Annotated in this window: 11 protein-coding genes; 1 reads left to right on the forward strand and 10 read right to left on the reverse strand. The window is 75.1% G+C overall.

The window, feature by feature from the left end; genetic code table 11:
* Positions 1 to 22: 22 nt before the first annotated feature.
* From ACIP4O_RS24655 to ACIP4O_RS24680, 6 genes are read right to left on the reverse strand one after another with little or no spacing between them, the layout of a single operon-like run.
* Positions 23 to 835 (reverse strand): thioesterase II family protein, encoded by an 813-nt coding sequence (locus tag ACIP4O_RS24655; RefSeq protein ID WP_401577573.1) that lies wholly within the window; start codon positions 833 to 835, stop codon positions 23 to 25.
* Positions 832 to 2,046, reverse strand: coding sequence for a cytochrome P450 (locus ACIP4O_RS24660; protein ID WP_401577575.1), 1,215 nt, complete (start codon positions 2,044 to 2,046; stop codon positions 832 to 834). Before ACIP4O_RS24660 ends, ACIP4O_RS24655 begins: the two co-directional genes overlap by 4 nt.
* Complete coding sequence (locus tag ACIP4O_RS24665; protein ID WP_401577577.1) at positions 2,043 to 4,154, reverse strand: Gfo/Idh/MocA family oxidoreductase; 2,112 nt, start codon at positions 4,152 to 4,154, stop codon at positions 2,043 to 2,045. Before ACIP4O_RS24665 ends, ACIP4O_RS24660 begins: the two co-directional genes overlap by 4 nt.
* A complete protein-coding gene (locus tag ACIP4O_RS24670) occupies positions 4,151 to 5,323 on the reverse strand; it encodes a saccharopine dehydrogenase NADP-binding domain-containing protein (RefSeq protein WP_401577578.1) in 1,173 nt (390 codons plus the stop codon). The genes ACIP4O_RS24665 and ACIP4O_RS24670 overlap by 4 nt, the downstream gene beginning before the upstream one ends.
* Positions 5,320 to 10,812, reverse strand: a complete 5,493-nt coding sequence (locus ACIP4O_RS24675) for an amino acid adenylation domain-containing protein (protein WP_401577579.1) — start codon at positions 10,810 to 10,812, stop codon at positions 5,320 to 5,322. Before ACIP4O_RS24675 ends, ACIP4O_RS24670 begins: the two co-directional genes overlap by 4 nt.
* Entirely contained in the window at positions 10,809 to 17,594 is a 6,786-nt protein-coding gene (locus ACIP4O_RS24680; protein WP_401577581.1) for an amino acid adenylation domain-containing protein, read from the reverse strand. The genes ACIP4O_RS24675 and ACIP4O_RS24680 overlap by 4 nt, the downstream gene beginning before the upstream one ends.
* A 181-nt stretch (positions 17,595 to 17,775) precedes the next feature.
* On the opposite strand from ACIP4O_RS24680, the gene ACIP4O_RS24685 reads away from it, so the two are divergent.
* Complete coding sequence (locus ACIP4O_RS24685) at positions 17,776 to 19,446, forward strand: (2,3-dihydroxybenzoyl)adenylate synthase (protein ID WP_401577582.1); 1,671 nt, start codon at positions 17,776 to 17,778, stop codon at positions 19,444 to 19,446.
* A gap of 170 nt (positions 19,447 to 19,616) precedes the next feature.
* On the opposite strand, the gene ACIP4O_RS24690 is transcribed toward ACIP4O_RS24685, so the two are convergent.
* The 4 genes from ACIP4O_RS24690 to ACIP4O_RS24705 form a co-directional block, all read right to left on the reverse strand.
* Positions 19,617 to 21,206, reverse strand: a complete 1,590-nt coding sequence (locus ACIP4O_RS24690; protein ID WP_401577584.1) for an ABC transporter ATP-binding protein — start codon at positions 21,204 to 21,206, stop codon at positions 19,617 to 19,619.
* On the reverse strand, positions 21,203 to 21,988 hold the full coding sequence (locus ACIP4O_RS24695) for an ABC transporter permease (RefSeq protein ID WP_401577586.1): 786 nt from the start codon (positions 21,986 to 21,988) through the stop codon (positions 21,203 to 21,205). The genes ACIP4O_RS24690 and ACIP4O_RS24695 overlap by 4 nt, the downstream gene beginning before the upstream one ends.
* Positions 21,989 to 22,095: 107 nt before the next feature.
* On the reverse strand, positions 22,096 to 23,049 hold the full coding sequence (locus ACIP4O_RS24700) for an ABC transporter permease (RefSeq protein ID WP_401577588.1): 954 nt from the start codon (positions 23,047 to 23,049) through the stop codon (positions 22,096 to 22,098).
* Entirely contained in the window at positions 23,046 to 24,638 is a 1,593-nt protein-coding gene (locus tag ACIP4O_RS24705; protein WP_401577590.1) for an ABC transporter substrate-binding protein, read from the reverse strand. Before ACIP4O_RS24705 ends, ACIP4O_RS24700 begins: the two co-directional genes overlap by 4 nt.
* Positions 24,639 to 24,691 lie beyond the last annotated feature (53 nt).

A 24,691-nucleotide genomic window follows, 5' to 3' on the forward strand; every position in this document is an offset into this window, starting at 1 on the left:
CGGTGCGCGGCGCCCGGGGTGGTCACGGGGTGCTCGGCCACGAGCGGCCTCCGGTCGGCAGGGCGGGGTCCAGGCGCCGGACGAGGGCCGCGACGGCCTCCGTGCGACGCGGCGTCAGGTAGAAGTGGTCGCCCGCGAAGACGCGGACGCGGGTGGGGCCGAGTGTCAGCGCTGCCCAGCCGCCGTCCCGGTCCTCGGGCCCGGCGGGGAACTCGGGGTCGCTGTCCCCGGCGAAGACTTCGACGGGACAGTTCAGGGGCGGTCTCCGCGCGGGCCGGTAGGTCTCGATGAGCCGGTAGTCGGCGCGTACGCAGCCGAGGACGACGGGCCGCAGCCCCGGGTCGGCCAGGACCTCCGCACTCGTCCCGCCCAGCCGGTCCAGCTCCCGGCACAGCGCCTCGTCGTCCTGGAGATGGACCGTGCCGGTGACGGCCGTCGCGGGGGAACGGCGGCCCGAGGCGAAGAGTCGGTCCGGCTCGGGCGCTCCGGCCGCGCGGAGCGCGTGGGCCAGCTCCCAGGCGACGGCCGAGCCCATGCTGTGCCCGAACAGGGCGTACGGGCGACGCGTGTACGGTGCCAGCTCGGCCGCGAGCGCGGTGACGAGCGTGCCCATGTCCGGCGCGAACGGTTCGGCGAAGCGGTCCTCGCGGCCCGGGTACTGCACGCCCCACAACTCCACCTCGGGCGGCAGCAGCGCGGCCCAGGGGCGGAAGGAGCCCGCGCCGCCGCCCGCGTGCGGCAGGCAGAAGAGCCGCCAGCGCGCGGCGGGCCGGGGGTGCCAGCAGCGCAGCGCCCCGCGCCGTCCCGTCCCGGTGTGCACGCCTTCGGCGTTCACCAGGCCACCATGAGGCGCTCGATGCCGAAGGTCGCCGAGTCGTGCTTGAAGGCGATCTCCGCCTCGGGTTCGGCGAGCCGCAGAGTCGGGACCCGGCGGATCAGGGTCTCCAGGGCGACCTCCAACTCCAGGCGCGCGAGGTGCTGGCCGACGCACTGGTGCACGCCGTAGCCGAAGGCGACGTGGTGGTTGGCGGGCCGGTGGAAGTCGACGCGCTCGGGGTGGTCGAACTGCTCCGGGTCGTGATTGGCGCCCGCGAGAAGCGCGATCACCCCTTCGTCGCGGGGGATCGTGCCTCCGGGGATGTCGATGTCCTCCGCGGCGACCCGCAGCGGGATCGAGTCGGCGATCGACATGACGCGCAGCAGTTCGTCCACGGCGGCCGGCCAGAGCGCCGGATCGGCGCGCAACTCGGCCAGGAGGTAGGGACGCTGGAGCAGGAGGAGGGTGCTCAGCGCCAGCATGTTCGTGCTGGTCTCGCGGCCGGCGTTGATGGTGATGCCCACGGTCGACAGGAGTTCGGGCAGGGTCACGGCACCGGTGCGCAGGTGCCGCACGACGAGCCGCGACAGAAGGTCGTCGCCGGGGTCCTTCTCGCGGGCGCGGACGAGGTCGGTGAGGAGGGCGAAGAGGCCGCCGAGTGCTTCAGTCACCTGCTCGGCGGTGCTGTGCCGCGAGCCCGAGATCCGGGTCACGTCGCGGAAGAACTCCAGGTTCTCGCGCGGGATGCCGAGCAGTTCGCAGATGACGGAGGTGGAGACGGCGTTGGCGTAGAGGGGGACGAAGTCGGCGGGCGCCCCGCCGTCGAGCATCGTGTCCACGAGGCCGTCCACGAGCGCCTGGACGGCGGGGCGCATCGCGCGCGCCCGCCGCACGGTGAACTCGGGCAGGAGCATGCGGCGGTAGCGCGTGTGCTCGGGTGCGTCGGTGCGGATGAAGGGCCGCAGCCGGGCACCCACCTCCTGCTCGCCCTCGCCGAGCGCGGGGAAGGCCGGGCGCCGGATGTCGGCGCTCGCGCGCGGGTCGGCGAGCAGCTCGCGCACGTCCTCGTAGCGCGTGAGGACCCAGGCGGGGCGGCCGGTGGGGAGGGTCACGGGGGCCACGGGTTCCTGCGCGCGCAGTTCCGCGTAAACGGGGGGCGGCGCGAAGGGGCAGGTGCGGCGGACGGGGAAGTCACGGGCGGCGGGCGGCGGTTCGGCGGGAGTGGTCATCGGTGGTCCTCGCTGTCGGGGGTGAGTGGTCCGGGGTGGGGCGGTTCGGAATCGGGCGGTTCGGCAACGGGCCGCCCGGAAGCGAGCGGGCCGGGGGTGGAGACGGAGCCGGTGCCCGGGGGTCTGCTGAGGACGGCGAGCGGGGGCGCCCCGGGCCGGGTGGCGAGGAGGCGGGCGCACAGCCCGGACTCCTCCTCCACCGCGCGCAGTCCGAAGGGCCACCACCGGTAGCTGTCGCGCACCTCGCGCACGGGGTCGGCCGCGCCGTCCTCGTGGACCCGCCAGGTGCTGCGCAGGCGCATCGCGCGGGGCTCCTCGGGGTCGGGGCCGCCGGAGAACCACCAGGCGTAGGTGTGGCGGCCCGCGCGGGCCGTCGCCGTGCGCGTCTGCGGGAGCTCGACGGGCTCCTCCAAGCCCATGAGCTCGACGACGACGGGACTCGCGGGACCGAGCCTGGGACGCAAGTACCTCCACAGCAGGGCACGTTGCTCCGTATCGAGGTGGCCGAGCACGCCGCAGAGCAGGACCGCTCCGAGCCGGTCGGGCAGGTCCAGCTCCGGTGCCCTGTCGTCCGTCACGGTGACGCGGGCGCGCAGGTGGGGGTCGCTGACGACCCGGCTCATCAGGACGGCACGCATCCCGGTGGCGGGTTCGCACGCGAAGACCTCGACATCGGGGCGGGCCCGGGCCACTGCCTCGGTGAGCAGTCCCGTCCCCGCGCCGATATCGGCCACCGGTCCGTACGAGAGGTCCGCGTCGGCGAGGAGTTCCGCGACGGCGGGCGCGCTCGCGGTCTCGGTGTGCTCGGCGGCGACGAGGTTGAAGAACTCCGCCGAGGTGTCGTAGGGGACGGTCCTCGCGACTGTGGTGCCGGAGGGGGCGGGCGAAGGGGGTCCTGACGCGGTTGTACCAGTGGGGCCCGGTACCGCGCCGTCGGCGCCCGCCCCGGGCTCCGCGCCGCCGACGGGCCTCGCGCCGCGGGGACTTCGACCGGAGCGCGGCGCGCGCGGCCGTGCCGTGACCGGCCCCGGGCCCGCCTCTTCGGGGAAGAGCTCGTCGGCGGTCAGGGGACGCGGGGTGGGGGGCCGGACGAGTTCGGGCGGGCCGATGCGGGCCGCAAGGGCGGACCAGATGCGGCACACCGTCAGGTCGTACTGCGCGCCGGCGAGCGGGTCGGTGCCCTGTTCGGCGGCTTCGCGCAGGCCGTCGATGGCGAGCCCGAGCGCGTCGGGCCACAGCCGGGTGAACACCTCGCGGAAGGAGCCCGTCCCGCCGAGCACCGAGGTCGTGGCGCGCTCCAGCGGCTCCGTGCCGGGTCCGTCAAGGACGAAGCGGTGCCCGGTGTCTCGGGCGACATGGAGCCGGGGGCTCCACAGGACGGGGCCGTGGGTGTCGGCGAGCGTGAGGACCCCGCCCTCGGTGCCGAGCGAGACGCGGTGCCAGTGCAGCGCGTGGTTGTCCCGGTCACTTGGGTCCAGCTGGTTCTGCACGCGCAGCGTGAGCGGGATTCCGGCGAGCGCGCCGCTCACCGTCTGGAACGGCGCCCCGGGGCGCGTGGGTCCCTCGTCGAAGCTCCACGGGCGCAGCGAGCCCAGGGCGCGCCCGAGCACGTCGACGAGCGGGTGCATGAGGTGGACCGGGCCGGCCGCGTCCACGAAGAGCGGCCGCTGCCGCTCCCGCAGCCGCTGGGCGGCGGCGAGGAAACGGCGCACCGGGGCGACGTGGGGGTAGTGCGTGTTGACGCGGTAGTGCACGCCTCTCCTGCGGGCCAGGCGCAGGCAGCGAGTCATCTCGTCGAGGTGCACGGGGTGTTCCTGGAGGACGTGCACGCCCCGGTCGAGCAGGGCGAGCGCCAGTTCGGTCCCCGCGCCACCCGAGATGGCGGAGCCGACGGCGACGCAGGCGAGGTCGATGTCCTCGGGCAGCGCGCTCACCTCGGTGTGGTGCGGGACGCCGTACCGCGCGGCGAGCTCGCGGGAGGCGGCGGAGCCCCGGCTGAGCACGCCCGCGAGGACGAGCCCGGGCCGTTCGTCCACGGCCTGCGCGTAGAAGCGCCCGAAGTTCGTTCCGCACACGAGGACGCGCAGCGGGGCGGTGCCGGTGCTCACAGTTCTCCCTCCTCTGCCTCGTCCCGGCCCGTCGCTCGCCCGGCCGCCGCTGTCGGCGGCGCGTCCTGGACGAGGAAGTCGGCGGCGCCGAGCGCGACGAGGCCGCTGACGACCTCCTCGGGGTCGAGCACCTCGCAAGCGAAGTGCGTCCCCGCGGGTACGGCGCCGCGCGCGACGGCGTCAGCCGTGAGCGCGCCCATCGCGCCGGTGAGCCGGTAACTACTGCTGGTGCGCAGCCGCAGCCACCGTTCGGCGGGGCGCCCGCCCGCGCGGCCCGAGAGCCGGAACTCCATCGCGTAGTACGGGGAGCGCCCGGCGAGGTCGACGCCGGCGGCGCGGCTGAGCCGTTCCTCCAGGAGCCGGGGCTCCTCGCCCGCCGCGAGCGCGGCCGGCAGGCTCGTGAGCAGCGCGTGGACCCGGGGGCCCGGGTGCACGTTCCACCAGTCGGCGCGCTCCAGGCCGAGCGCGGCGGCCAGGCGTACCGTCTCCTCGCCGAGGAAGGGCACGAGAGCGACCCGGCCGGGAAAGCCCGGTACCAAGGCGTCCCGCGCGGCGCGCAGTACCCGCGCGGCGCGCCGTCCGCCCCGTACCGCCGCGAGCGCCTCGCCGTAGGCGCCGCCCTCCGGACCCCCCGAGGTGAGCGAGAGGAGGAGGTCGGCGGCGACGGTCGGCGAGCAGGGCTCCAGGCCGCCGCAGTACACCGTGAGCGAGTCGGCCGTGTCGAGTCGGCGTGCTGCCAGTCGTGGCAGGAGGCTCGACAGGCCGGGCAGTGTTCCCGCCGAGAGGACGACCGTGTGCCCGGCGAGTTGCGGCGGCGGTTCGTCGTGCAGGTTCTCGGCGGCGGGGTCGTCGCCCGCGACGTCCACGCAGTGGGCCCCGGCCCCGAGGGCCGCGCGGGCCGCCGTCGCGCCGAAGCGGTAGCTGGGGCCGGCGCAGTTGAGTACGAGGTCGCAGCCGCGCGCGAAGGCGGCGAGCGCGGCGGGGTCGGCGAGGTCGGTGGTCCGGATGTGCCCTTGTCCGTGCAGTTCCTCGGCGAGCACGGCGCGCAGCGGCTGCTCGGTGCGTCCCCCGAGGCGCAGTGCGGTGTGCCCGAGGTCGCGCAGGGCCCGCACGGCGGCGCGGCCGACGGCGCCCGAGGCGCCGAGCACGCCGATCGTCGTCGCGGTCACCGGGTCACCGCCCCGGAGGTCAGCTCGTCGAGGAGCTTGAGGACAGCCGGGGCGTGTTCGGGGGCGAGGCAGCTGAAGTGGTCGCCGCCGATGTCGAGGATCGTCAGGTCGCCGAGCGTCAGGTCCTCCCAGTAGGTGGTGACCGCCGCCTTGCTGCCGGGGAAGGGGTAGGCACCGTCGTGGCGCAGGAAGGTGATGTCCCCCGCGTACGGTTCGGCGGTGTACCGGGTGATCGCGAAGACGCTCTGCCGGAAGGCGGAGAAGAGACGGGTCATGTGGTCGGGGGCGTAGTTGCCGGCACCGGCGGGGACCGCGTCGCACATCCGCTCGATGCGGGTTTCTCGCGGTACGGCGGCGAGCGCGGCGAAGCACGCGCCGACATCGGCGAACTCCCCTTGCAGCGCGGCGAGTCCGCCGTCCCGCAGCACGCCGGGGCTCTGCGCGAGGACGGCGTCGGCCGCCGCCGCGACCCGGTTCTCGTCGGCGGGGAAGCCGAGGTCCGCCGGGTCGATGCCCATCATGACGGCGAAGGCGTACTCGGAGAGCAGTTCGTCGTCGAGCCGGAAACGCGGGCTGTGGCTGCTGATGACGGTGAGGCTCTCGACCACCGCTCCCGACTCGGCGAGGGAGCGGGCGACCTCGGTGGCGACAAGGCCGCCGAGGCAGTAGCCGACGACGTGGAAGCGTCGCGCTCCGTCCCGGGTCAGCGCTTCGGCGTACTCGGCGGCGAGCTGTTCGATGAGCCCCTCCGGCGGGGCGGCGAGGTAGCGGTCGAGGGCGGGCACCTCCAGGCCCGCCACGGTGGCGAGTCCGGGCGAGCGCCGCCGGATCTCGGTGACGAGGGCCCGGTAGGGCATCACGGTGCCGGTGCCCGCGTGGACGAGGACCGTCACCGGCTCGTCGGTGGACCGCGAGCCGTGCAGGTGCACGAGGGGGTCCGCCGGCGCCGCCGGGTCCGGCGCCGCCTCGCCCGCCCGCTCGCGCAGGAAGGCGGCGAGACCGGTGACGGTGGGCCGCCGCAGCAGGTGTCGCAGGACGGCCTCCCACTCCAGATCCCCCGCGTGGGCCACCCGTTCACGAATCCTTCCGGCCATCCGCGCGACAAGCAGGGAGTCCCCGCCGAGGTCGAAGAAGTCCTCGTGCGCGCCGACCTCGGGCACCGCGAGCAACTCTGCCCAGAGTGCGGCGAGTTCGCGCTCCAGTGGGTCCATCGGCCGTTCCGCCCCGGTGGCCCCGGTCCGGGGCCGTGCGCTCTCGCGCGGGAGCCAGGCGCGCAGCGCGGCCCGGTCCGTCTTGCCGTTCGCCGTACGCGGCAGCGCGTCCACGACCTGCCACACCGAGGGAAGCATGTACGCGGGCAGCCTGTTGGCGGCGTCCCGGGCGAGTTCGCCCTCGGTGAGCGGGACGCGGTCGTCCTTGAGGACGGCGAGGAAGAGTTCCTGTCCCGTGCGCGCGAGCGGCTCCCCCGCGCCGGGGAACGCCGCCACGTCCGTGGCCCCGTGCCGCGCGAGCAGGTCGTGCCACTGCGGACCGGTGAGGAAGGACTGGCCGAGCGCCGGGCGTTCGTCCGTCCACTCGGCGCCCGCCAGCTCCAGGAACTCCATCGACACGAGGAGCGGGGGGTGCAGGTCCCGCGTGTTCTCCACGAAGACGAGCCGTCCGCCGGGCGCGAGGAGTTCTCGCAGCCGCGCCACCGCCGCCTCCGTGTCCGCCACCGCGTGCAGGGTGTTGGCGCACACCACGACGTCGAAGGAATTGGGCACGAGGCCCTGGGCACGCGGCTCGTGGTCGAGGTCGAAGCGCGCGCAGCGGACCCACGGCCGCTCGGCGAAGCGCTCGCGGGCCTCGTCGACGAAGAACGGCGAGGCATCCGTGAAGAGGTAGTCCACACCGTAGCGGTCGAGCGCGGGGACGAGTTCGGCGGTCGTGCCGCCCACTCCCCCGCCGATCTCCAGGACGCGCAGTCGTTCTTCGCCGGTGTGTGCGGCGGCGACACGGGTGAGCGCGGCGGCGACCGCCTGGTTGAGGTGGCGGATCGCCAGGTTGTCGCGGTACGCGGCGTCGGCGGCCGCGGTCGTCGCGCCGGGGAAGAGCAGCGCGGCCACCTCCACCTCACCGGCGAGCAGTTCGGGGAGCCGGTCGGCACACGTGCGCATGACGCCGAGGAGTTCGGTCGACCAGCCGACCTCCGCCTCCAGTCCGGCCGCGGTGCGCCACGCGGCCTCCAGCGCGGCCCCGTCCACCGGGGCCAGCCCCGTGTACGCGCCCTTGACCGCGTCATGCGTCAGACGCCCGTGTGCGGTGAGCGCACGCAGCCAGCGGCGGACCAGATGCCGGTGGCGGGAAGTCGCGCGCAGTCCCGCGCAGACCTCGTCGGCGGTGTGGCCTTGAGGCCCCGTGCACAGTCCGGCCGCGGCGATGACATGCGCCATGACGTCGAGCGCGGTGGCGTCCAGTGCGTCGAGGAAGGCGCCCAGCCGAGCGCCGTCCACCGACTCGCCGGCGTGTGCGATCGCCGCGCGCGCCGCCTCGGCGGCCTCCCGCGAGAGCGCCGAGGCGGTGCCCGGCGCGCGCCGACCGCTTTCCACAAAGGCGGCGAGCCTGCGTCCGCCGCTCGCTCCGTCGTCCACGACGACCGCGCCCGCGCCCACGGAGGGGTGTGCCTGCACGGCGGCCTCCACCTCGGCCAGCTCGACCCGGTAGCCGCGAATCTTGACCTGGGTGTCCTCGCGCCCGAGGAACTCGACGGTTCCGTCCGGGAGTTGGCGTCCCATGTCGCCGGTGCGGTAGAGCCGTTCACCGGTCAGCGGGTGGTGCGCGAAGCGCTCGGCGGTACGGGCCTCGTCACCCAGGTAGCCGAGCGCGAGCCCCGCGCCCGCGAGGTACAGCTCGCCGGGCACCCACTCGGGGCGGGGGCGCAGCGCGTGGTCCAGGACGTGCACGCGCTGGTTGGTGAGCGGCCGTCCGTAGGGGATGCTCGGGCGCGCCGTGTCCACGTCGGCGGCGGGGTGGGCGATCGACCAGATCGCCGCCTCCGTCGCGCCGCCTAGGGCGACGACCTCCAGGGACGGCCACAGCGCGCGGGCCTCGTCCGGCAGGGCGACGGGTATCCAGTCGCCCGACAGGAGCGCGAGCCGCAGCGGCGCCTCCCGCGCCCCCGGCGCCGAACGCACCCAGTCGCAGAGCATCTGGAGCTGTCCGGGAACGGAGTTCCACACCGTCACGCCCCGGTCGAGGAGCAGTTCCGCCCAGTGCGAGGGGTCGCCCCGGCGCTCCTCCCGCGGCAGCACGAGCGTCCCGCCCACCGAGAGCGGCCCGAACAGGTCGTACACCGACAGGTCGAAGCCGAGGCCCGCGACGCCGAGCACCTTGTCCCCGGCGTCGAGCCCCCACCGCCGGTTCACGTCGGCGATCGTGTTGACGGCGGCGCGGTGGCTGATCATGACGCCCTTCGGCGTCCCGGTCGAGCCGGAGGTGTAGATGACGTAGGCGAGGTCGGCAGGGGCGGTCCCCTGGGCGGAGACGGGGTCGGCGGGCGCCTCGGGAAGCGCGTCCACCGCGTGCGCCGTGAGGGTACTGGGCAGGTCGTCGAGTTCCGCGAGCCACGACTGCGTCAGGACGTGGCGCACGGCGGCGTCGGCCAGGATCGTGTCCCTGCGGCGGACCGGCTGCGCGGTGTCCACCGGCAGGTAGGCGCCTCCCGCCAGGAGTGCGCCGAGGACGGCGACCGGCTGCTCCCAGCCCTTGTCCATCCACACCGCGACCCGCTCGCCCGGCTCCAGTCCGAGCGCGGTCAGCCGCGTCGCCACCTCGCCCGCGCGCCGGGCCAGCTCCCGGTACGTCAGTGTGCGCCCGGGCGCTTCGACGGCCACGGCGTCCGGGGCCGCGGCCGCCCGGGCGAGGAACGCCTCGTGCAGCAGTCCGCCGGGCAGTGGTCCCTCGCTCGCGTGGTAGGTGGCACGCCGCTCTTCCTGGGCGGGCGGCAGCGGGAGCGCGGCCGGCCGGTCCCAGGCGGCGTCGGCGCCGGGCGCGGCGAGCTCCTCGACGAGCGCGGCGTACACCGTGAACATGTCCTCGGCCGTGCTCTCGGGAAGCACGCCCTCGCGCACGTCCCAGGACAGGGCGAGCGCGTCCCCGCGTTCCATGGCCTGGCAGTCGAGCCACACCTGCGGAGTCCTGGTCGCGGCGTAGGCGATCGGCAGGGAAGCGGTCTCACGGCCGCCGAGCGCGGTCGTGAACACGACCGGCATCAGGACGGGCGAGCCCGAGCGGCGCGACAGTTCGGCGAGCACCTCGGTCCCGCCGTACCGCGCGTGCTCCAGGTCCTCCAGGAGCCGCCCGGTGAGCTCCCGGGTGCGCTCCGCGAAGGACAGGGGTGAGCCGAGGTCCACTTCGAGCAGTTCCAGCGCGGTGAAGTCCCCGACGACGTGGCCGGTCCCGGGGCGCCGGTCGGCCGTCGGTACGTTGAGGGTGAAGCGCGGCGTCCGCGACCAGCGGCCCACGACCTCCGCGTAGGCGGTCAGGAGCACACCCGACAGGGTCAGTCCGCGTCGCGCGGCCCGTTCGCCGAGCCGTCCCCTGGCTTCGGCGCCGAGGAGTCGTTCGAGCCTCCGAAAGGAGACGGGGGCACCGGGAAGAGCGTCACGGGGTGCGTTGGGGACCGGCGCCCACCGCTCCGCGAGCGGCAGTTCGGGGGCGGGCGGCAGGGTGTCGGTGCGCGCCGACCAGTAGGCGCGGTCGCGCTCGTACGCGGGTGTCCCCACCTGCGCGCGCCGCGCGAGCACGCAGTCGCGGAAGCTCGGCGTGAGCGGCGCCGTTCGCTCCGCCGTGCCCCGGTAGCGGGCGTCGAACTCGGCGAGCAGGAGCCGCAGCCCCGCGTGGTCCACGATGAGCATGTCGCAGGCGACGTGGAGACGGTCGCCACCGGGAGCCCGGGTGAGGGCCAGTTCGAACAACGGCCACCGGTCGGTCTGGGATCGGCGCTCCGTCATGCGGGTCCGCACGGCGGCACGCGTGCGCTCCTCCTGGCCGGGCGGTGCCTCGGCGACCTCGACCTCGATCGCGGGGACTTCGGGGAGCACCTGCTGGTAGCCGTCCTCGTGGACGACCGCGCGCAGCATGTCGTGCCGTTCGGTCAGCTCCTGCCACACCCGGGCGACGCGCTCGGCGTCCAGCTCGGGGTAGTCGAGTTCGACGTACGCCTGGCAGGCGACGCCGCCGTAGGGCACGCCTTCGGCACGGCCGAGGAGGTACGCGGACTGCACGGGCGTGAGCGGGAAGGGCTCGTGCCGCGCGGCGGGGTCGGGGGTCGGCATCTCGTCGGTGGGGTCCGCGAGATGGCGCAGGAGCTCTTCCTTGTGCGCGACCAGTCGCTCGCGCAGTCCCCCGGTGAGCACCCCGCGGGGGGCGCGGAAGCGCAGGCGCCCTTCCTCCTCCCACAGTTCGACGCCCAGGGCCGCGCAGTCGGCCAGTAGTTCGTTGATGTTCACAGTGCTCCGCTCTCGGTGTCGGCCGCCTGTGCGGCGACGCTGGTGCTGATGTCGGCCGCGAGGGCGGCGAGGTCCGGGGCCGCGAGGAGGCGGCGGACCGGGAAGGGGATGTGGAAGTGGCGTCCCAGCGCGGCGACGAGCCGCATCGCGGCGAGGCTGTCCCCGCCGGCGGTGAAGAAGTTGGCGTACCGGTCGCTCGCGGTGCCGGGCAGACAGGACTCCCACAGCGCGGCGACCTCGGCCTCGGTGCCCGGACGCGGCCGAATGCTCTCCGCGACGCGCGCGGGCTCGTGCTCCTCGGCGAGCGCGAGGAGGGCCGCCCGGTCGACCTTTCCGTTGCCGGTGAGCGGTAGCGCGTCGAGGAAGTGGAGCCGTGCGGGCACCGCGTGCGCGGAGAGCCGTGAGTGCAGCGCGGACAGGACGTGCGCGGTCCGCGGCAGGTCGTCGGCGCTTCCCGGCGCGCCGGAGTCGCCCGCGCCGGCCCGTATGCGCCCCTCCGCCCCGTCCTGCCGTACGGACCCGTCCGCCCCTTCCTCCCGTACGGGCCCGTCCTGGCGCACGGCGAAGGCCACGAGCCTGCGGGCGGTACGCGGTCCCGCGCCGACGACAGCGGCCCGCGCGATCCCCGGCTGGGCCTCCAGCGCGGCCTCGACCTCGCCGGCCTCGACCCGGTGCCCGGAGATCTTGAGCTGCGCGTCGCGCCTGCCCAGGAACTCGATGAGCCCGCCGGGCCGGAACCGGCCCACGTCCCCCGTGCGGTACCAGCGCCGCCCCTGGCTCATGGGGAACTTGCGGGACGTCAGTTCCGGGTCGCCGAGGTATCCGTCGGCGAGCCCGAGTCCGCCGATCCACAGCTCGCCCGGCACCCAGTCCGGGCAGTCCTTTCCGGCCCCGTCCACGACCCGGTACTCCTGCCCGGTGAGCGGACTGCCGTACGGGATCGACGGCCAGCCGGGAAGCGACGCGGTGACCGTGTACGTGTTGGACCACACGGCGGCCTCCGTCGCCCCGCCCATGGCGACGAACCGGCAGCCGCCCGCCGTGCGCGCCCGCAGGCGAGCGGGCAGGTCGAGCGCGATCCAGTCACCCGAGGCGAGGGCCGTGCGCAGGCCGAGGAGGTCTCCGGGCGGTCCCTCGCCGTGCTCGTCCGCGTCGAGGAGGAGCCCGAGCAGCGCCGGCACCGTGTTCCACACCGTCACGCCGAAGCGGCGTACGAGCGCGGGCCAGCCGGCGGGGTCGCGCCGGTCCTCCTCCGTCGGCAGCAGCAGCGAGCCGCCCGCCGACAGGATGCCGAAGAGGTCGTAGACGGCGAGGTCGAAATCGAGTGCCGAGAGAGCGAACACCCGGTCCCTGGCCCGGATGCCGTGGCGCCTGCTGACATCGGCGACGGTGTTCCAGGCGGCGGCGTGCGAGACGCTGACGCCCTTCGGCTCGCCGGTCGAGCCGGAGGTGAAGATGACGTACGCGGGTGTGCCCGGCGCGGGCACCACGGGACCTTCGAGGGGTTCGTGCTCGTGCGCCAGTGCCGGGGTCAGCACCTCGGGCCCCGCCTTCGCGGCGGCCGGAGCCCCGGGTTCGGCCTCCTCGGCGATGCTCACGCGGATGCCGGCGAGCGCGTGCACCCGGGCGCGCCGGTGGGCCGGCTGCGCGGGGCCCACGGGGACGAAGACCGCGCCGGCGGCGAGCACTCCGAGGACCGCGGCCACCTGCGCCGGGCCCTTCGGCAGGCCCACGGCGACCCGCTCCCCCTCGCGGACCCCTCGGGCCCGCAGCGCGGCGGCGAAGCGGAGCGCGTCCGAGGCGAGCCGCACATAGCTGATCCGCGTGCCGTCCGGGGTGATGAGCGCGGTGCGGCCGGGCGCGGCGGCGGCATGCGTGAAGAAGGTCTCGTGCAGGGTGCGCGCCGCGGTGACGGGTCCTGCCGCCTCGGCGGCGGCACGGCGGCGGGCTTCCCGCTGGGGCGCGGGGAGGAGCGGGGGCACCGGCGACTCCCAGTCGCCGTCGGCGAGGTGGTCGAGCAGCTTCGCGTACGCCGCGAACATGGCGTCCAGAACGCCTTCGCGGAAGAGGGCTTCGACGGCGTCCCACGTCACGACGAGGGCCCCGTCCTCCTCGGTGACCTGGTTGTCCAGGCACACCTGCGGCGACTGCGACAGCCCCCAGACCTTCGCCGGGAAGCCCGTCGCCGGGCCGGAGAGCGAGGCGTCGCCGACCCCGAGCGCGCCGGTGAAGACGACAGCGGGGGTCCCGGGCGCCGAGCGGCGGGCCGTCTCGCGCAACAGCCAGGCCGCGGGCACGTCCTGGTGGTCCAGGTCGGCGGCCTGCCGTGCCTGTGTCTCGCGCAGCCGCTCCAGCCAGTGCGTTCCGGCGCGCCGGTAGGCGGCGGGCGCGAGCGAGGTGAAGTCCCCGAGCACGCGGTGCACGTCGGGGTGCGTCTCGCGGCGGTTGAAGAGCGTGAGGGTCACCGCGACCGCGTCCGCCCCGCTCCACGCGGCGAGGACTTCCCCGTAGGCGGCGAGGAGCAGCGTCGCCGGGGTGAGCCCGTACCGGGCCGCGCGCTCCTTGACGGCCCGCCAGCGCGGCGCGGGCAGACTCAGGCGGCGCCGCGTGAAGCGCGGCCCCGTCAGGGACGCCGGCTCGGTGGCGAAGGGCAGGGCGGGGGGCTGCGGAAGCTCTGCGAGCCGCTCCTCCCAGTGCGCGCGTGCCCGGGCGAGCGCGGCGGGATCGGGGGCGAGGTTCGTCAGGTAGTCGCGGAAGGTGAGCGAGAGCGGCGGGAGGGGGGCCTCCGGGTCGTCGTAGAGGGTGTTCAGTTCCCCGTAGAGCGTCGTGAGCGAGAGGGCGTCGAGTACGAGGTAGTCGAGGCCCACGGCGAGGCGGGTCCTGGTGCGGCCGTTCTCGCCCGGGTAGCGGAGCGCGGCGAGGTCGAAGAGCGGCCAGGTACCGGGGTCGCGCACTTGGTGCGCCATGCGTTCCCGCAGGGCGGCGAGCGCGGGCCCGGCCCCAGCCGCGTCCGTCTCCTCGACGCGGACGCGTACCTCGGGCACCGAGGGGAGCACGCGTTGTGTGCCGTCCGCCTCGACGACGGCGCGGAGCATCCCGTGGCGGCGCACGAGCCGGTTCCAGGCGCGGGCGAGGCGGTCGAGGTCCACGTCGGGGCCGTCGAACTCGCTGTAGTGCCAGGTGCCGACGCCGCCCAGCGTGAAATCGGAGTCCCGGCCGCGCAGGTAGGCGGCCTGTACGTCGGTGAGCGCGAAGGGCTCGTGGGCGTGCACCGCGTCGGCGACGGGGGCGGACGGTGCGGGTGTGCCGGCGGCGGCACGCGGTCCGAGGCGGGCGGCGAAATCCCGGAGAGCGGGTGCGGCGAAGAGGGCGGCCACTGCGGCCTCCGCGAAGCCGGCGGCACGCAGCCGTCCCACCGCCCGGGTGGCGAGAAGGGAGTCGCCGCCGAGCGCGAAGAAGCTGTCGTCTCTGCCGATGCCGGTCACCCCGAGGAGTTCCGCCCACACGGCCGCCACCGTCTCCTCCGCGGTGCCCGCGGGGGTCTCTCGTGTCTGCCACCGGTCGCCGGCGTGCCCCGTGAGCAGGAGGGCGACGGCCGCGCGGTCGGGCTTGCCGTTGGGCGTGAGCGGGAGGGCGTCCCTGATGAGGACGGACTCGGGCACCATGTAGCCGACGAGCCGTCCTGCCGCCCGCGCGCGCACCTCCTCGGGCAGTACGGGGGGCTCCGCGCCGCCCGGTACGGGAGTGACGAGGGCGGCGAGCCTGCGCACGGGCTCGTCGACGACCACGGCGACGGCGCGCAGGACCGCGGGGTCGGCTTCCAGAGCGGCCTCGACCTCACCGAGTTCGATCCGGTGCCCGCCGATCTTCACCTGGTGGTCGGCCCGTCCCAGGAACTCGATGATCCCGTCGGGGCGGTAGCGCGCGAGGTCCCCGCTGCGGTACCAGCGCTCGCCGTCGTGCTCCACGAACCGCTCGGCGGTGCGTTCTGGGTCGCCGCGGTAACCGGTGGCGAGACCGGGCCCCGCGATCCACAGTTCGCCCGGAACGCGGTCGGGGCAGTCGTGCCCGTGGCTGTCCACGACGCGTGCGCGCATGTTGCGCAGGGGTTTCCCCCAGGGCACCGAGAGCCATGCCGGGTCCACCTCCTCGACTTCGAAGACGGTCGAGTGCACGGCGGCCTCGGTCATCCCGCCGAGCGCGAGGAAGCGGCAGCCGGGGACGAGGGCGCGCAGCCGGGCCGGCTGGTCGAGCCCGATCCAGTCGCCGCCGAGCAGGGCGAAGCGCGGGGTGCTGCCGAGTCCGGTATCTGCTCCGGCCGCGAGGAGGAGGTCGAGGACGGCCGGCACGCACTGGAGGAGTGTGACGCCGTGGCCGCGCACGAGCGCGGTCCAGTGGTGCGCGTCCTTGCGGTGGTCCTCGCCGACGAGGACGACCGCGCCCCCGGCCGACAGGGGTGCGAAGAGGTCGAAGGCCGCGAGGTCGAAGTCGAGCGCGGAGAGGGCGAGGGTGCGGTCGCGGGGCCCGATGGCGCATCGCTCGCGCAGCGCGTCGAGTGTGTTGACGACGGCCCGGTGCGGGACCTCGACCCCCTTGGGGAGACCGGTGGAGCCCGAGGTGAACAGGAGGTACGCGGGGCTCTCCGGTGCGGGCGTGCTGATGACGGCGGCCGGGGGGTGGCCGACTGCCTCGTCGATCGTGAGGCAGGTGAGACCGGGGACGTCCCGGCACAGGTGCGCGTGGCCGGGGTCGGTGAGGACCACGCGCGCCCCCGCCCGCGCGTGGATGTGCCGCCGCCGCGCGGCGGGTTGCTCGATCCCCACGGGCGCGTAACAGGCCCCGGCGGCGAGGACACCGAGCACCGCGACGACCTGGGCCGCGCCCTTGGGCAGAGTGATCGCGACCGTATCGCCCTCGCCGACCCCGTGGTGGCGCAGCAGGGCCGTCACCCGGCGGGCCGCTCGGTCCAGTTCGCCGTAGGCGAGCCGCGTCCCGTCCTCGCGGACGAGGGCGAGGCGCTGGGGATGTTCGGCGGCGTGCCGGAAGAACGGGCCGTGCAGGGGCTCTTCGGACTCGGGGGTGCGGGGCCGTGCCGCCGCCGTGCGCGCCGTGAGCCGCGCGGCGGGGACGAGGGGGCCGACCGGCTCCTCCCACGCGGCTTCCCGCTCGGTGAGGGAGGTGAGCAGCGCGCGGTATGCGGCGAAGGCCGCGTCCGCGACTCCCGGAGCGAGGACTCCGTCCCGTACGTCCCAGTTGAGCAGCAGCCCGCCGTCCAGTTCGGTGACCTGGGCGTCGAGGACGACCTGGGGGCCTTGCGAGATGATCCACACCGGGCGCCCGAAGAGCTCTTGGACCTCGGGGGTGAAGATCTCGCCGAGTCCGAGGGCGCTCGTGTAGACGACGGGCGCGAGGACGGGGGAGCCCTCGGCGCGCGTGAGGTCGCGCAGCACCTCGACACCGCCGTAGGAGCCGTGCACGACACCCGCCCTGATGCCGTCCTGGATGTGCTGGGCGTGGGCGAGGAACGGGAGGGGCTCGGTGAGGTCCACGTCGAGCAGGAGCGAGGAGCTGAAGTCGCCGACGAGTCCGGCGACATCGGGCGTGTAGAGCTCGCGGTCGAAGAGGGGGAGGTTGAGCAGGAAGCGGCGGTTGCCGCTCCAGGCCGCGAGGACCTCGGCGAAGGCGGTGGCGAGCGCGGCGGCCGGGGTGAGCCCGTGGCCCCTGGCCCGTGCGGCGAGCGTCTCCTTGTCGGCCGGGCCGATCCAGTGGTGCAGCCGCCGCGCGCGGGTGAGCGCGGTGTCGGTGGCCGCGACGGGCCGGGTGAGCGGCACGGTCGTCGGGACCTCCGGGGCCCGGGGCAGGGTGGCGAGCCGCTCGTGCCACCAGGCGCGGTCGGCCGCCCTTTTCTCGGCTGTGCCGGGGTCGGTGGCGCGCGCCGCGAGGTAGTCGCGGTAGGTGAGCGAGAGGGGCGGGAGCGGTTCGCCGGGGTGGGCGTAGAGGTCGCGCAGGTCGGCGAGGAGGACGCGCAGGCTCAGGGCGTCGCCGGCCATCATGTCGAGGCCGATCTGGAGCCGCGTGCGGTCGCCGGGCAGGAGGCACAGGGCGGTACGGAAGAGTTCTCCCGCCGCCGGGTCGGGCCGGGTGTGGGTGTGCCGCTCGCGCAGCTCGGCGAGGCGCGCGCTCAGCTCCTCGCCGGACAGTTCGCGCAGGTCGTGCACGGCGAAGCGGGCGGGTCCGTCGCCGTACTGCTGGCGGCCGTCCGCGTCGACGTACGCGCGCAGCATGGCGTGCCGGTCCACGAGCTTGCCGAGTGCCGTGCCCAGGCGCTCGGGATCGAGTCCGGTGCCGTCGAGTTCGACGGCGAAGTGCGGGGCGACGCCGCCGAGCGGCTGTCCGTCCTGGCGGCCGATCCAGTACGCGTGCTGCATGGCCGAAAGGGCGAAGGGCGTGCCGTCCTCCGGGCTGCTCGCGGGCAGGGGGGCGGCGGCATTCGCCGCGGGGAGGCCGCTCCGTTCGCGCAGGACGGCGTACCAGGCCCTCAGGACCGGCTTGTCCACGAGGTCCTGGAAGGTCACCGAACTGCCGGCCCGCCGCCAGGCGCCCACGAGTCGCATCAGCACGAGTGAGTCGAGGCCGAGCGCGAAGAGGTCGCTGTCCTCGTCGAGTGTCCCGGCGCCCAGCGCTTCGGCCACTGTCGCGCGGATCTCCTCGGGGGTGAGTCCGTCGCCGGGCGGCGTGGGCTGCCCGGTCCTGGCGCGGGGGTCGGGGTGGTGGTCGTTCACGGCGGTGTCAGCCTCCGGTGGGAGCAGGGGGGTTGGGTGCGTGGAGGGGGGCTCGGTTCGCCCGTACGGGCGAGAGCCGCGAGGGGGTCACAGCCGCACCTGAAAATGATTATCATTAGATTCTCGAACGTTCAAGGGCGCATTCCGCCCGTCCCTTACGACCAGGCCCCAGGAGCACGGCATGCCTCGCCCCCCGCACTCGCACGATCCGCACGAACACCCGAAGGACCCCGACCACCCCGCCTGGCCCCGGGAGGCGGCCGAGCGCTACCGGCGCGCCGGCCACTGGCGCGGGCGCGCCTTCGGCCAGGAAGTGACCGCGTGGGGCCTCGAACGCCCCGGCCGTACCGCCCTCGTGGACGGCACGCGCCGCTGGACGTACGCCGAACTCGCCGCGGAGAGCGAGTTGCTCGCCTCCGGCCTGCGCGCCCTCGGTATCGGGCGCGGGGACCGCGTCGTGGTACAGCTCCCCAACGTCGCCGAGTTCGTCCTGCTGTGGTTCGCCCTGCAACACCTCGGTGCCGTGCCTGTCCACGCGATGCCGGGACACCGCCGCGCCGAACTGACGCACCTGATCCGCCTCTCCGGCGCCGTCGCCTGCGTCGTGCCGGACCGGCACGCCCGCCACGACCACCGCACGCTCATGCGCGAAGTGCTCGCCGGGCTGCCGCGACAGGACGCGTGCCAGGTGATCGTGGTCGGGGACCCCGGTCCGCACGAGGACTTCGTGCCGTACGCCGCCCTGCGCCGTACGGAGTCGGCGAGGAGGGCGGTCGAGGACCCGCCCGCGCCCGGCGACCTCGCCCTGCTGCTGCTATCCGGCGGCACGACGGGTCTGCCGAAGCTCATCCCGCGCACGCACGACGACTACGCCTACAACGCCCGTGCCGCCGCCGAGGTGTGCGGCCTTGACGCGCGCTCCGTCTACCTCGCCGTGCTCCCCGTCGCCTTCAACTTCACGCTCGCCTGTCCCGGCGTCCTCGGGACACTCTTCGCGGGCGGCACGGTCGTCCTGGCGCCCGACCCGAGTCCGCAGACCGGCTTCGCACTCATCGCCCGCGAGGGGGTCACGTTCACCGCGCTCAGCCCGCCGCTCGTCCCGCACTGGATGGAGGAAGCCGCCGCCGACCCGGATTCCGCGCGCACGCTGCGTGTCGTCCAGGTCGGCGGAGCCCGGCTGGCCGACGCGCTCGCCGCCCGGCTCGGTCCCGCGCTCGGGGCCACGGTCCAGCAGGTGTACGGCATGGCCGAGGGACTGCTGAACCTGACCCGGCTCGACGACCCCGCGGAGCTGATCCGTACGACGCAGGGCCGTCCGCTCTCCCCCGACGACGAGATCCTCGTCGTCGGGCCGGACGGTGCCCGCGTCCGCGAGGGAGAACCCGGCGAACTCCTCACCCGGGGCCCGTACACCCCGCGCGGCTACTACCGGGCCGCCGCACACAACGCGCGCGCCTTCACCCCGGAGGGCCACTACCGCACCGGCGACCTCGTGCGGCGCCTTCCCTCCGGGCATCTCGTCGTCGTGGGGCGGGTCAAGGACCAGATCAACCGCGGCGGCGAGAAGATCGCGGCGACGGAGGTCGAGGAACACCTCCTGACACACCCGCGCATCGGCGCGGCGGCACTCGTCGGCCTGCCCGACCCCGCGCGGGGCGAGCGGGCCGTGGCCTTCGTGACGTGCTCCGCCGCTCCTGCCCCGGAGGCACCGGAGCTCAGCCGCTACCTGAGCGAGAAGCGCGGACTGGCCGCCTACAAGGTCCCCGACCAGTTCGTCGTCGTCACCGCGCTGCCCCTGACGCCGGTCGGCAAGGTGGACAAGAAGGCGCTGGCCGAGCGGCTCGCGGACTGAGCCCGGCCGGAGGGCCGCTCGTGGTGCTCACCGAGGCGGGGCACCACGAGCGGCCGGGGACGCGACAGCCCGGCCGCGCGTGCCTCGCGGCGCAGGGGCCGGCCGTCCGCACCGTGCACGGCCGGCCCCGCCACAGCGCACCCTCGGCGGCTCCCGCACCGCGGCGTCGCCTACTCCTGCTCCTCGCCCCGGGTGGCACGGCCCCGTCGCGACGGCTCTTGCCCTCGCGCCGGCTTCGGCACCGCGTACGGAGGCTGCCCCAGCACCTGGGACGCGGCGCCCGAAGCGACCACCTCGCCGCCGTCCAGGACCACGACGCGATCCGCGCAGCGGGCGACGGCCGCGAGGTCGTGCGAGACGAGGACCAGGGTCAGCCCGTCCCGACGGCGCAGTGCGTCGAGCAGGTCCACGATCTCGGTCGCGGTGTCGGGGTCGAGAGCGGAGGTCACCTCGTCGCACACCAGTACGCGGGGCGCCGCCGCGAGAGCACGCGCGAGCGCCACCCGCTGCCGCTCCCCGCCCGAGAGAGCGGCAGGACGCCGCGCGAGGATCTCCGCGCCGAGCCCGACCCTGGCGAGCAGTGCGCCGGCTTCCGCCGCCGCGCGGTCCGGGCCGAAACCGCGAAGACCGGTGAGCGGGCGGGTCAGGGCGCGCCGGACGGATTCCCTGGGGTTGAGCGCGCCATGCGCGTCCTGTGCCACCAACTGCGCAGCGGCGGAAGGGCCTTGGCCCACGCCCTCCCGGTCGTGCCACTCCACGGTGCCGGCCTCCGGGGCCAGGAGACCGGCCAGGCAGCGCGCGAGAGTCGTTTTGCCCGCGCCGGAAGGACCGAGCACGGCGGTGCACGTCCCCGGGGGCACTGCGAGGCCGACGCCGCGCAGGACGGGCGCGGCCCCGCGCGCGGGCACCACCACCAGTCCCGAAGCACGGAGCCCGCCTTCACGCCCGGCCTCCGCCGCTCTCCGCCTCCGGGGCGGTGCGGGGTCGGTGGCCAGGACCTCCCGGGGCGTTCCGCGCGCCACGACGCGTCCCGCCTCCAGCCGTACGGCCTCGTCCGCGAGCGCACCCACCCAGCGGGGATCGTGGCTGACGAGCACAACGGACCTTCCTTCCTCCCGCACCGTCTCCTCGATCAGCTCCCGCACCTCCCGGGCGAGCGCGTCGTCCAGACCGGCCGTCGGCTCGTCCAGGACCAGGACGCGCGGCGCACTCGCGAGCGCGGCGGCGAGCACCACGCGCCGCGCCTGGCCACCTGACACCTCGTGCGGACGCCGCCGCAGGAAGGCGCGTGCGGCGGGCAGCCGGACCCGGTCGAGGAGCGTGGCGACCCGCTCCGCCTCCTTCTCACGCGGTCCGCCGGCGCGCCGCACCGCGTCCAGGAGGTGCGCGCCGATCCCCCGCGCGGGGTTGAGGGCCGCCGCCGGGTCCTGGCCCACGTACGCGACGAGCCGGCCCCGTACGAGCCGTGCGCCCTGTCGCGTGAAGGGATCGGTGCCCGCGACGCGCACCCGGCCGGCGCGCAGCGCGAGTCCCGGCCTGACGTGGCCGAGGAGCGCCAGCGCGAGGCTGCTCTTGCCCGAACCCGAGCGGCCCACGACGCCCAGAATCCGTCCCGCGCCGAGCACGAGGCTCGCCTCCGTGAGGACGGACTCGCCACCGGAGGCCGGGCCGAGCGTGAGCCCTTGGACCCGCAAGCCGTCGGCGCTCGTGACGCGCTCCCTCTCTCCGCCGCCTCCCCGGCCCGCTCCCTCGGCCCTCATCCCGCCGCCTCCGCTCCGGCAAACCGGTCGGCCAGCAGTCCGACACACACCGAGAGGGCCACGAGCAGGAGGGTCGGGACGAGGAAGGGCACCACCACGAGCGAGGCGCCGGCCAGGTTCTCGCTCACCATCCGCCCCCAGTCCGGCTCCGCACCGCTCCCGCCGAGGCCGAGGAAGCCCGCCGTCGCCGCCAGGTGCAGCGAGGCCACGAGGCGCAGCCCCGCCTCCGTGAGCGCGGTTCCCGCGAGGTTGGGCAGGAGGTCGTAGCGGGCCACGCGCAGCGCCGAGTCCCCGCGCGCCTGCGCCGTCTCCACGTAAGCGGTGGTCACGACGCGGGCCGTCGCCGCACGCAGTACGCGCACCGAGAACGGCGCGGTGGCCAGTGCCAGCGCGAGGACGGTGGCCGGGCCGCTGCCGGGGAATCCGGCCGCGAGCACGAGGACGAGCAGCAGCGGCGGGACGACCGCGAGCACGTCGAAGAGCCGCTGCACCGTCTCCCCCACCCGTACCGGCGCGAGCCCCGCGAGCACGCCGGCGACCCCGCCCACCAGGCTCGTGAGCACGGTCGCCGTGCCCGCCGTCAGGACCATCCGGCGTCCGCCGCACAGCACCCGGCTCAGTACATCGCGGCCGAGCGCGTCGGTCCCCAGCGGCAGTCCGGGGGCCGGGCCACCGTATGCCGTTCCGAGCTGGGCCCGCGCGTCGTGCGGTGCGAACAGGGGGCCGACGAGGGCGAGGGCGAGCACGAGGGCGGCACCGGCCCCCGCGAGCCATGGCAGCACGCCATGGGACCGCCGCGCATCTCCACTCACCCGCGCCACCGCGTCCCCCTTCAGCACCTCCGGTCTTTCCCTCTCCGTCTCCCGGACTCCCCGCTTTCCGAGCCTCTTCACCTCCCTGTCCCTCCCCTCGGGTCGAGCAGCCGGGCGAGGACGTCGCCGAGCAGCAGGAGGAGCAGGACGACGGCCGCGAGCGCCGTGGTGATGCCGAGGACCATCGGGACGTCCCGCGCCGCCACCGCCTGCTGGAGCTCCCGGCCGATGCCGGGGTAGTCGAAAACGCTCTCGACCACGACCGCCCCGCCCACGAGGCCGCTCGTCGTGAGGGCGAGGCCCTGCACCGCCGGTCCCAACGCGTTCGGCAGGACATGTCGCAGCGCGAGCCGGGCACCACGCACCCCGTCGAGCCGTGCCGCCTCGATGTACGCGCTGCGGTCCACCTCGGCGACCGCGGTGCGCACGAGCCTGGTGGCTGTCGCGAGCCCGGCCCCCGCGAGGGTCAGGACCGGCAGGACGAGCCCGCTCGGCGCCTGGAAGGGCGAGCCGCCGAGCGGCACCAGGACGACGCGAGGCAGCAGCCCGAGTCCCACCGAGAAGACCGCGATCAGGAGCGCAGCCGTCACGAACTCGGGGACGCTTGCCGCCGTCAGGGCCACGAGGGAGACGAGCCTGTCCGGTGCCCTCCCCCGGCGCAGCCCGGCCCACAGCCCGAGCACCAGGGCGCACGGCACGACGAGGAGCAGGGTGAGCCCCGCGAGGAGCAGGCTCGCGGGCAGGCGCTCGGCGAGCACCCGCGTCACCGGCCGGTGGCCCACGAACCCGGTGCCGAGGTCCCCTCGTACCGCCTTCCCCGCCCACCGCGCGTACCGCTCGGCAACCGGTCGGTCGAGTCCCAGCGAGTGGCGTACCGCCGCGCGCTCGGTGGGCGAGGCGTCCGTGCCCGCGACCGCGCTCACCGCGTCACCGGGCAGCGCGGCGGTGGCGGCGAAGACGAGGCCGGTGACGAGGACGAGCAGGACGGCGGCCCAGCCCGCCCGGCGGGCCAAGAAGACCGGGAGGCTCATCGCAGCGACGCGTGCGAGAAGCCGGGGAACTGCTCGAAGAGGTCGTCAGCGACGCCGCCGACCCCGGTCGCCTGCGCGTTGAGGTAGGGCTTGAAGACCGGCAGCACCGTATTGCCCTCCTCCCACAGCTTGCGCTGCGCCTTGCCACCGGTCTCGCTCGCCTTCGCTCCGGTGGCGGCCCGCGCCTTGGCCACGAGCGCGTCCACGTCGGGCCGGTTCCAGCCGAGTGCCGAGGGCGAGCCGCCGGCGGTGTTCATCTGGTAGGTGGGCAGTGCCGGGACGGGGACTTGGTAGGCCGCGACGAAGGGCAGCTTGCTGTACGCGGCGAAGTCGGCGAAGAGCTGCCCGGCGGGCAGTTCGCGCAGACTCGCCCGTACCCCCACCGCGCGCAGGTCCTCCACGTACAACGTCGCCGCCTCGACCATTCCCGGGGTCTCCGGGCCGGTCGTGAGCCGTATCTCCATGCCGTCGGCGCCCGCTCGTTCGAGCAGTCGCCGTGCCCGCTCCGGGTCGTGGGCGCGCCGCGGGAGGTCGCTCGCGTAGTCGGGGAAGCCGAGCGAGGGCAGGTCGTTGCCGACGGTCGCCTCGCCGTGGAAGACGGTGCGGACGAGTGCCTCGCGGTCGACGGCGAGTTTGAACGCCTCGCGGACCCGGGCGTCGTCGAAGGGCTTGGTTCGCATGTTCATCCGGAAGGACAGCGCGACGAGGTACGGGCTCTTCGACGGGGCGAGCCGGACCCGGCCGTCCTTGCCGAGCGTGCGGGCGGCGACCGGCGAGAGATCGTGCGCGAAGTCGACCTGCCCGCTGGTGAGCGCGCCCGCGCGGGCCTGGGCGTCGGCGATCGAGCGCAGTTCGAGGCCGTCGAGCAGTGGCCCCTCGCCGTAGTAGTCGTCGTGGCGGCGGAAGGCGGTGCCCTGGCCCGGGGTGAACTCGGTGAGCTTGAAGGGGCCGCAGCTCGGGGTGCGCGCGGTGATCTCACGGGTGCCGTCCTTGACGACGAGGAAGTTGCCCTGGCACAGGATCAGGCGCCCGTCCGCGATGGGCCGCAGGGTCGGCAGGTCCACCTCGTGGGCGCCGTGTGCCCGCGCGCCCTTCAGGTCGAAGTTGAGCGCGATGAGCTTGAAGGCGGGCAGGGTGCTGGCGCCCGCGAGCCGCAGGGAGTGCAGGACGTCATCGGCGGTGAGCCGTGAACCGTCGGTGAAGCGCACGTCCTCGCGCAGCCGCAGGGTGTACGTGCCGAGGTCCGCGGAGATGCCAATGTCCTTGAGGACCCCGTAGCGGACCCCGTCCTCGGCCTTCGGGTCGAGGTTGCCGAGCGTGCCGTGCCAGGCACGGGCGCGCACCATGTCGAGCGCGGTGGGTCCGCGGAAGAAATCGAGGGTCTCGGAGGCGCCGCCGCCGACGAACGCGGCCCGCAAGGTGCCGCCGGAGCGCCCCTTGCCGGCGTCCTCGCCCCGGGCCGGTTTCTCCTCGTCGGAGGAGCACGCGGTGAGGAGGCCGCCACCCGCTCCGAGTGCGAGCGCCGCACCCGCGCCCGCGGTGAGGAAGCGGCGTCTGCCCGGGTGCGGCGGAAGGGAGGAGGGGGACATGGACGGACTCCATCCAGGAGAAGGGATCGGGTGGCGTGGGGGGCGTGGTGGTA

Origin of the sequence: Streptomyces sp. NPDC088923 (assembly GCF_044749745.1) — a bacterium.
In the GTDB taxonomy this organism is placed as follows: domain Bacteria; phylum Actinomycetota; class Actinomycetes; order Streptomycetales; family Streptomycetaceae; genus Streptomyces.